The organism is Paenibacillus sp. 01T442 (assembly GCF_056398345.1).
Genome location: NZ_JBFTPF010000014.1, coordinates 273,053 through 279,522 on the forward strand (window position 1 = coordinate 273,053; position 6,470 = coordinate 279,522).

General features: G+C 44.9%; 4 protein-coding genes, 16 tRNA genes and 1 rRNA gene. All 21 read right to left on the bottom strand.

Features of this window, described 5'->3' with window-relative positions:
- Positions 1-15: 15 nt before the first annotated feature.
- Positions 16-999, bottom strand: coding sequence for an ABC transporter permease (locus AC1DLM_RS14905; protein WP_477570396.1), 984 nt, complete (start codon positions 997-999; stop codon positions 16-18).
- A gap of 236 nt (positions 1,000-1,235) precedes the next feature.
- The gene (locus AC1DLM_RS14910) at positions 1,236-2,840 is read right to left on the bottom strand and encodes a response regulator transcription factor (protein ID WP_477570397.1); all 1,605 of its coding nucleotides are present in this window, start codon (positions 2,838-2,840) and stop codon (positions 1,236-1,238) included.
- Positions 2,833-3,972, bottom strand: a complete 1,140-nt coding sequence (locus AC1DLM_RS14915) for a sensor histidine kinase (RefSeq protein ID WP_477570398.1) — start codon at positions 3,970-3,972, stop codon at positions 2,833-2,835. The genes AC1DLM_RS14910 and AC1DLM_RS14915 overlap by 8 nt, the downstream gene beginning before the upstream one ends.
- A complete protein-coding gene (locus tag AC1DLM_RS14920) occupies positions 3,860-4,594 on the bottom strand; it encodes a hypothetical protein (protein WP_477570399.1) in 735 nt (244 codons plus the stop codon). Before AC1DLM_RS14920 ends, AC1DLM_RS14915 begins: the two co-directional genes overlap by 113 nt.
- 202 nt (positions 4,595-4,796) lie before the next feature.
- Positions 4,797-4,875, bottom strand: a tRNA-Leu gene (locus AC1DLM_RS14925).
- A gap of 18 nt (positions 4,876-4,893) precedes the next feature.
- Positions 4,894-4,982: transfer RNA gene (locus AC1DLM_RS14930), tRNA-Leu, on the bottom strand.
- An 11-nt stretch (positions 4,983-4,993) separates the two neighbouring features.
- Positions 4,994-5,067, bottom strand: a tRNA-Cys gene (locus tag AC1DLM_RS14935).
- A gap of 10 nt (positions 5,068-5,077) precedes the next feature.
- Positions 5,078-5,152, bottom strand: a tRNA-Gly gene (locus AC1DLM_RS14940).
- A gap of 8 nt (positions 5,153-5,160) precedes the next feature.
- Positions 5,161-5,232 (bottom strand) — tRNA-Gln (locus tag AC1DLM_RS14945).
- Positions 5,233-5,254: 22 nt separating this feature from the next.
- Positions 5,255-5,327: transfer RNA gene (locus AC1DLM_RS14950), tRNA-His, on the bottom strand.
- A 25-nt stretch (positions 5,328-5,352) separates the two neighbouring features.
- A tRNA-Trp gene (locus AC1DLM_RS14955) sits at positions 5,353-5,426 on the bottom strand.
- 13 nt (positions 5,427-5,439) lie between these two features.
- A tRNA-Tyr gene (locus tag AC1DLM_RS14960) sits at positions 5,440-5,521 on the bottom strand.
- A gap of 9 nt (positions 5,522-5,530) precedes the next feature.
- A tRNA-Thr gene (locus AC1DLM_RS14965) sits at positions 5,531-5,606 on the bottom strand.
- Between the two features lie 14 nt (positions 5,607-5,620).
- Positions 5,621-5,696, bottom strand: a tRNA-Phe gene (locus AC1DLM_RS14970).
- Between the two features lie 22 nt (positions 5,697-5,718).
- A tRNA-Asp gene (locus AC1DLM_RS14975) sits at positions 5,719-5,795 on the bottom strand.
- A gap of 12 nt (positions 5,796-5,807) precedes the next feature.
- Positions 5,808-5,884: transfer RNA gene (locus AC1DLM_RS14980), tRNA-Met, on the bottom strand.
- 56 nt (positions 5,885-5,940) lie between these two features.
- Positions 5,941-6,013 (bottom strand) — tRNA-Val (locus AC1DLM_RS14985).
- A gap of 14 nt (positions 6,014-6,027) precedes the next feature.
- Positions 6,028-6,102: transfer RNA gene (locus AC1DLM_RS14990), tRNA-Glu, on the bottom strand.
- A gap of 15 nt (positions 6,103-6,117) precedes the next feature.
- A tRNA-Ser gene (locus AC1DLM_RS14995) sits at positions 6,118-6,209 on the bottom strand.
- A gap of 3 nt (positions 6,210-6,212) precedes the next feature.
- Positions 6,213-6,288 (bottom strand) — tRNA-Asn (locus tag AC1DLM_RS15000).
- An 81-nt stretch (positions 6,289-6,369) separates the two neighbouring features.
- Positions 6,370-6,470: ribosomal RNA gene (locus AC1DLM_RS15005) — 23S ribosomal RNA — on the bottom strand; the annotation flags it as partial.

Sequence of the window (6,470 nt, forward strand, 5' to 3'; positions counted from 1 at the left end):
GACAGCCACTCCTTCTTAAAATAGTGCGTTCTCTTTGCTTACTTTTCTTACAAATAAGTTCGTAACTAGAACAAGTAGGAAGCCTACAACGGCTTGGTACAAGCCTGCTGCCGATGACATTCCGATATCCCCCATCGTCAGGAACGTTTGATACACATAGGTATCAATAACTTGTGTGGTCGGAAATAAAGCCCCTGCATTTTTGGTTACTTGGAAGAAGAGGCCGAAGTCCGCATAGAAAATTCTACCTACTTGAAGCAGTGTCATTGTAATCATGACCGGCATAATCAGCGGAATCGTGATCCGTTTGACTTGCTGCCATTTATTCGCTCCATCGATCAATGCCGCTTCATAATACTCATGATCAATCCCAATAATGGCTGCCATATAGATGACCGTATAGTATCCAAGATTTTTCCATGTGTTCACAATCGGTAGAATGACCGTCCAATATTTCGGCTCTGTATACCAGTCAATCGGTTCGATACCTAATTTAGGTAGGAGCACGGTATTCACGAAACCATGCTCGGCGCCTAAGAAAGCGTATACCAGATAGGCTACACACACCATAGAGAGAAAGAAGGGCAGAAACATCGTGCTTTGATGAAACTTCGATAGAAATTTGCTGCGCATCTCATTAAACATAATAGCCATTGCAACGGCGATTACCAAATTCAATACGATGAAAACCAGATTATACGAGATCGTATTTCGAGTAATGACCCACGCAACCTCACTAGAAAACAAATACTTGAAATTATCGAAGCCCACCCATGGACTTCCTAGAATCCCTTTTGTGTAATTCACATTTTTAAAAGCAATCAGAACGCCCGCCATTGGAATGTAGTTGTTAATGATGAGCAACAATGCTGCTGGTGCCATCATCACATAGAAGATCCAGTATTTACGAACCGTCCATAGAAAGTTTGATTGAACCCTAGTTCGTTTCGTAGTACGTATAGGGGCTGCCTGCGCTGCCGTATTTGACGTATCGTTCATCGTTTAATTTGCTCCCCTTTCCATGCAATCCGCTTACATCCTCTCTCTTATAGGTTCATTGTAAATTGTTTGGAAATAAATCTCTATCTGCCTAGTGACCGAATAAGCACTTCTGTGACATTCGTCTAAACGTTGCCATCTCTTCCTGAAAACACAAAAAGCTACCCTTTCTTGGGTAGCTTTTCCATACCATCTTATGTTGTTCAGTACCCCTGATCCCATGCCTCAGAACCTCTTCAGCCCTGAAAGTTCTTTCGATATTCCTGCGGGGATAGTCCTGAATACTTCTTAAACATTTTCGCGAAAAAGGAAAAGTGTGAATATCCCGTTTGCTCCGCTACATAGCTGATCTTATCGTTGGTTTCCGCAAGCAGCTTCATCGCTTTCTCCATCCGAACCTTCAGACTGTACTCCGAGATGGAAAGCCCCGTTTCTTTCTTAAATAAACGTGATAAATAGGCTGGATTGAGAAACACAGAAGCCGCCAATTCCTCTCTACTAAGCTCTTCCTCCATATGTTCGTCAATGTACTGGCATACCTTCGCAGTAACCGCTGAGACGCCTTTCAGATGGCTATTCATGTAGTCACAGCTTACGGTAGCGACTCGAACCGCCCAATTCCTCAGTTGATTTAATGAACGCGTCGCACTGCTATAGTCCTGTAACTCTTGATGAGGCAGCATATCATGTACAGCTAATCCTTTTTTGTGCAAAACATGATACACCACATGCAACAACCCATAATAGAAAGCCTCAACCGTTTCGGAGCCCACGTCATCATTCTTCTGTAGACGATCAATATTCTCCTGTATGCGAGCTACCAGCTCCGCCTTCTTCCCAGACTCAAGCAGCACGATCCAGTCGGAAAAGGTTGGCGCCTGCGGCTTGTTCATGAGCGGCTGATCTGTTTCATTGTGCAAAAGCACGCAGTTACTTTTCGTCACATTGTTCCGCTCATTTTGAAAAAGATCCGCCACCTTCGCCGTTAGCTTGAGTAAAGGCGTTTCCTCGCCTACATAGCAGGACAAGCTGCACTGGAAATAACGGTGACAAGCACTAATAAAAGCCTCACACTTCGCTTTGATGTCAGATAGAAATAGTTCGCTTCCTTCAGCTACATACAGAAGAACCAAAGATGAACCATTCTCCTGAATCACGAAGCCAGCCTGCTCCATAACAATGATTTCAGCAGCCGCTTTCCGAATCGCGTACTCCATAATCTCTTCATCTCTTGCATTCAGGTCTTCCTTCCAGTGCTCCACACTTATCAGGATAGGTAAAATCCTGCTCGTCATGTCCAAGGGGATTTCATACATCTGGAATTTACGAGTCAACCGCTCCTCATTCGCAGGTATTTTCCCACTAAACAACTCCTGCCAAAACTTCTCAACCAACGATGGCAGCTCATTGACCCAGTGACTATAATACGTCTTATACGTTTCATGAAAATCTAACTGCTCCTGATCTTCTTTAATCTTCTCAATGGCGAGCTTCACAATATCTTGCAGCCGATCGTGATCTACTGGCTTTAAGACGTAATCAAAACTCCCTAACCGAACAGCCTGCTGCGCATATTCGAAATTCGCATGACCCGTTAAGAAAATCGTCTCCGTTTGCGGTGAATGCGTACGTACCCACTCCTGCAGTTGCAAGCCATTGGCACCTGGCATTTCGATATCCGAAATCATGATATCAATTCGATTCTGAGATAGCACTTGCTTCGCTTCATTCACATCTAACGCTTCAAAAATTTGACCCATCGGAAACGCCTCCCAATCGATCCCCACTGTTATTCCTTTTACCGCGATCTTCTCGTCGTCCACAACCAATAAGTTAAACATCCTTTTCCGTCCCTTCCACAATGGGGGTGTGAAGCGGCAGCCTAATTTGAACCAAGGCCCCTCTCTCCGGCTTATTCAGAAATCTCAGCGCAACTCTGTTCCCATAATTCATTTGCAACCGATGCCGTACATTCCAAATCCCTAGGTGCTCATCGCCCGATTGGTCCAAATACTGAGCTGAATTTAATTGCTGCAGCATTTCTGGTTGAAATCCATTCCCGTTGTCACTAATCGACAAGAGAAAGAACTCCTCAGGCGCTTCTGGATCTTGCTCTGCTTTCACTTGAATAACATACGTACCGTACTGCTTCGTAAACCCATGGATCACAGCATTCTCTACAAATGGCTGTACAATAAGTGGAGGAATAGCGTACTGACTGTATGTCTCTGGTAATTGGAGGTCAAACGTCAAATTGTCCGGATATCTCATGACTTGAATCTCCAAATAATTGCGAATATGATCGATCTCATCCTTCAGTGTCATCGTTGTCCGATTCGTACGCATAATAAAACGGAAATAATCGGCCAGATGCAGTGACATCTTCTGAACGGATTTCGTATCTTTTAACGCCGCGAGGTTATAAATAATATTTAAACTGTTCATATAGAAGTGAGGATTAATTTGCACCTGCAAATGCTTAAATTCCGCCTGCTGTACGCGGATCTTCTCCTCATAGACCGAAATCTTCAGATTCTCAATCTGATCCACCATGTTGTTAAAAGTAGCTATCAGAAAGGCAAATTCTGTCGAGCTGCCTTCATGCAACCTGATTGACAATTCCCCTTGGGCAATCTTCCTCATACCTCGTATTAATTGCATCAACGGCTTGAATAAGATGCGCTGCACATACAACAAATAAATCCCAAGCACAAACGCTCCGCCTAATGGTAAAAAGTAAATCAACAGCTGCAAATATGGCAAATTCTGCAGCATATTTTTCTCGGCAATGATGAGTTCAAATTCCAAATCTGCATGCGAGGATGCTTCACGCACAATCAAAAACTGCTGATCAAGCTCCTTATCTTTGACAATTTGAAAGCCAGAGCTTTTGGTTGCAATTTGATCGCTGATATTCTGATACCTTTGTAACGGGAAAAAGTTGTTTGCTAACGTAATCCCGTCTGGAGACACCACAGTCATCTCCTGTGTCCCACTTGCTGAGCGGCTCAACCATGCTGCTCATTTTAATGAGAATACCGCCTGACAGCCCTGCGCCCAAATCCTTATTAATTTTCATCAAATAGTGGTCGCCGTTCGCTGCCTTCATAATGAGCCAGTTGCCATTTGAGCTGTCATTCGGACGGCTCTTCGAATTTTCAACGATGAATTGTTTCACCGTCTGAACACGGTCATAGTAATACGTATTTTCCCTTGTAGATACAAGTAGATCCCCCGTCGTATTCGAAAAGACGAAAAACGTATTGACCAAATTGTATATATCCAACTGTCGGGTTAACTTGTTGAACAAGCGCTGCTTTGCTAGCACATAATCATCCGATTCCAACGAGTACAAGTTCATGTTAATCACATCAGGATCACTATAGAGATGAAACAAATAATTATCAAATTCTTTGAGTGTATTATCCGTATCCTCCACGTACTGATGCAGGAGCTTATTATAGTTTTGAGAAATTTGATCCCTCACCACATTCATGGAGTACACATTATTAAAGATCAAAAACAAAACCAAGGGAGCAACCACCAGCACAAACCCAATAAAAATCTTAAACCTTACCGAATTCACAATATTCAAAGGGTCCCCGCCTCATACGTAGTATTTGGGAATGAACTTCCATTGTAAGCACTCCCTTCCTATTTTACTATCTGTAAAACACATATACATAGCATTTTAGATACCATGTGTACGAAGTGTATTGATCCCTCTTACGTAACGAAAGTGAACAAAAAAAAAGCCCATGAAATCAAATGATTTCATAGACTTTCTTTGTTCGTTATACCGGCAAGAGGACTCGAACCTCCACCCTTTCGGACTCGATTTTGAGTCGAGCGCGTCTGCCATTCCGCCATGCCGGCATAAACTTGTAAAAACAATGGTGCCGAAGACCAGACTTGAACTGGTACGGTAGTCACCTACCGCAGGATTTTAAGTCCTGTGCGTCTGCCGATTCCGCCACTCCGGCTTATAAATTTGTGGAGGCGCCACCCAGATTCGAACTGGGGGTAAAGCTTTTGCAGAGCTCTGCCTTACCACTTGGCTATGGCGCCTTAGTAATAATGGAGCGGAAGACGGGGATCGAACCCGCGACCCTCGCCTTGGCAAGGCGATGCTCTACCGCTGAGCCACTTCCGCATATAAAACTGGGGATCAAGGATTTGAACCTTGGCATGACGGAGTCAAAGTCCGTTGCCTTACCGCTTGGCTAATCCCCATTATGTTGCTTTGGTAATAATGGGCGGACGACGGGACTTGAACCCGCGAATGCCGGATCCACAAACCGGTGCGTTAACCCCTTCGCCACGACCGCCACAATATTAAGTTTCTTGCATTTTTGGCAGGGGCAGCAGGAATTGAACCCACACCAAAGGTTTTGGAGACCTTTGTTCTACCCTTAAACTATGCCCCTACAAAAAGGAAAATGGAGGCTGATGGATTCGAACCACCGAACTCGAAGAGAGCAGATTTACAGTCTGCCGTGTTTAGCCACTTCACTAAGCCTCCACAAAGCAATGGTGCCGTCGAGAGGACTTGAACCCCCAACCTACTGATTACAAGTCAGTTGCTCTACCAGTTGAGCTACAACGGCTTATTTAATTTAAATGGTGGCTTTGGACGGAATCGAACCGCCGACACGAGGATTTTCAGTCCTCTGCTCTACCGACTGAGCTACAAAGCCTAACTAAATTGTGTAATAATAATGGCGGAGCTGACGGGATTCGAACCCGCGGTCTCCTGCGTGACAGGCAGGCATGTTAGGCCACTACACCACAGCTCCACATGTATTATTTGGTTGCGGGGGCAGGATTTGAACCTGCGGCCTTCGGGTTATGAGCCCGACGAGCTACCGGGCTGCTCCACCCCGCGTCATTAAGTATATGTCACGTTTCCTATTAAATCAAGTCTTTCATAAGGAAAAGTGATGGAGGCTGACGGGATCGAACCGCCGACCCTCTGCTTGTAAGGCAGATGCTCTCCCAGCTGAGCTAAGCCTCCATGGGAAGTAAAGATGGTGACCCGTAGGGGACTCGAACCCCTGTTACCTCCGTGAAAGGGAGGTGTCTTAACCACTTGACCAACGGGCCTTACTAGAAAGATTGTGGCGGAGAGAGAGGGATTCGAACCCTCGAGACGCTTGTGACGCCTACACGATTTCCAATCGTGCTCCTTCGGCCAGCTCGGACACCTCTCCATATGGCTCCCCGAACAGGACTCGAACCTGTGACAACTCGATTAACAGTCGAGTGCTCTACCAACTGAGCTATCAGGGAATAGAAACAATGAATCTTTCAAGGATTTATTCCTTGAAAACTAGATACGAAACTCAACGTAAAGTACTTTACTTAGGAATTTTGGTTAAGCCCTCGACCGATTAGTATTCGTCAGCTGCATACGTTGCCGCACTTCCACCTCGAACCTATCAACCTCGTCGTCTACAAGGGGTCTTACATAC

Coding starts and splice junctions, on each gene's coding strand:
- AC1DLM_RS14905 (WP_477570396.1), bottom strand. CDS start 999: ATGAACGATACGTCAAATACGGCAGCGCAGGCAGCCCCTATACGTACT.
- AC1DLM_RS14910 (WP_477570397.1), bottom strand. CDS start 2,840: ATGTTTAACTTATTGGTTGTGGACGACGAGAAGATCGCGGTAAAAGGA.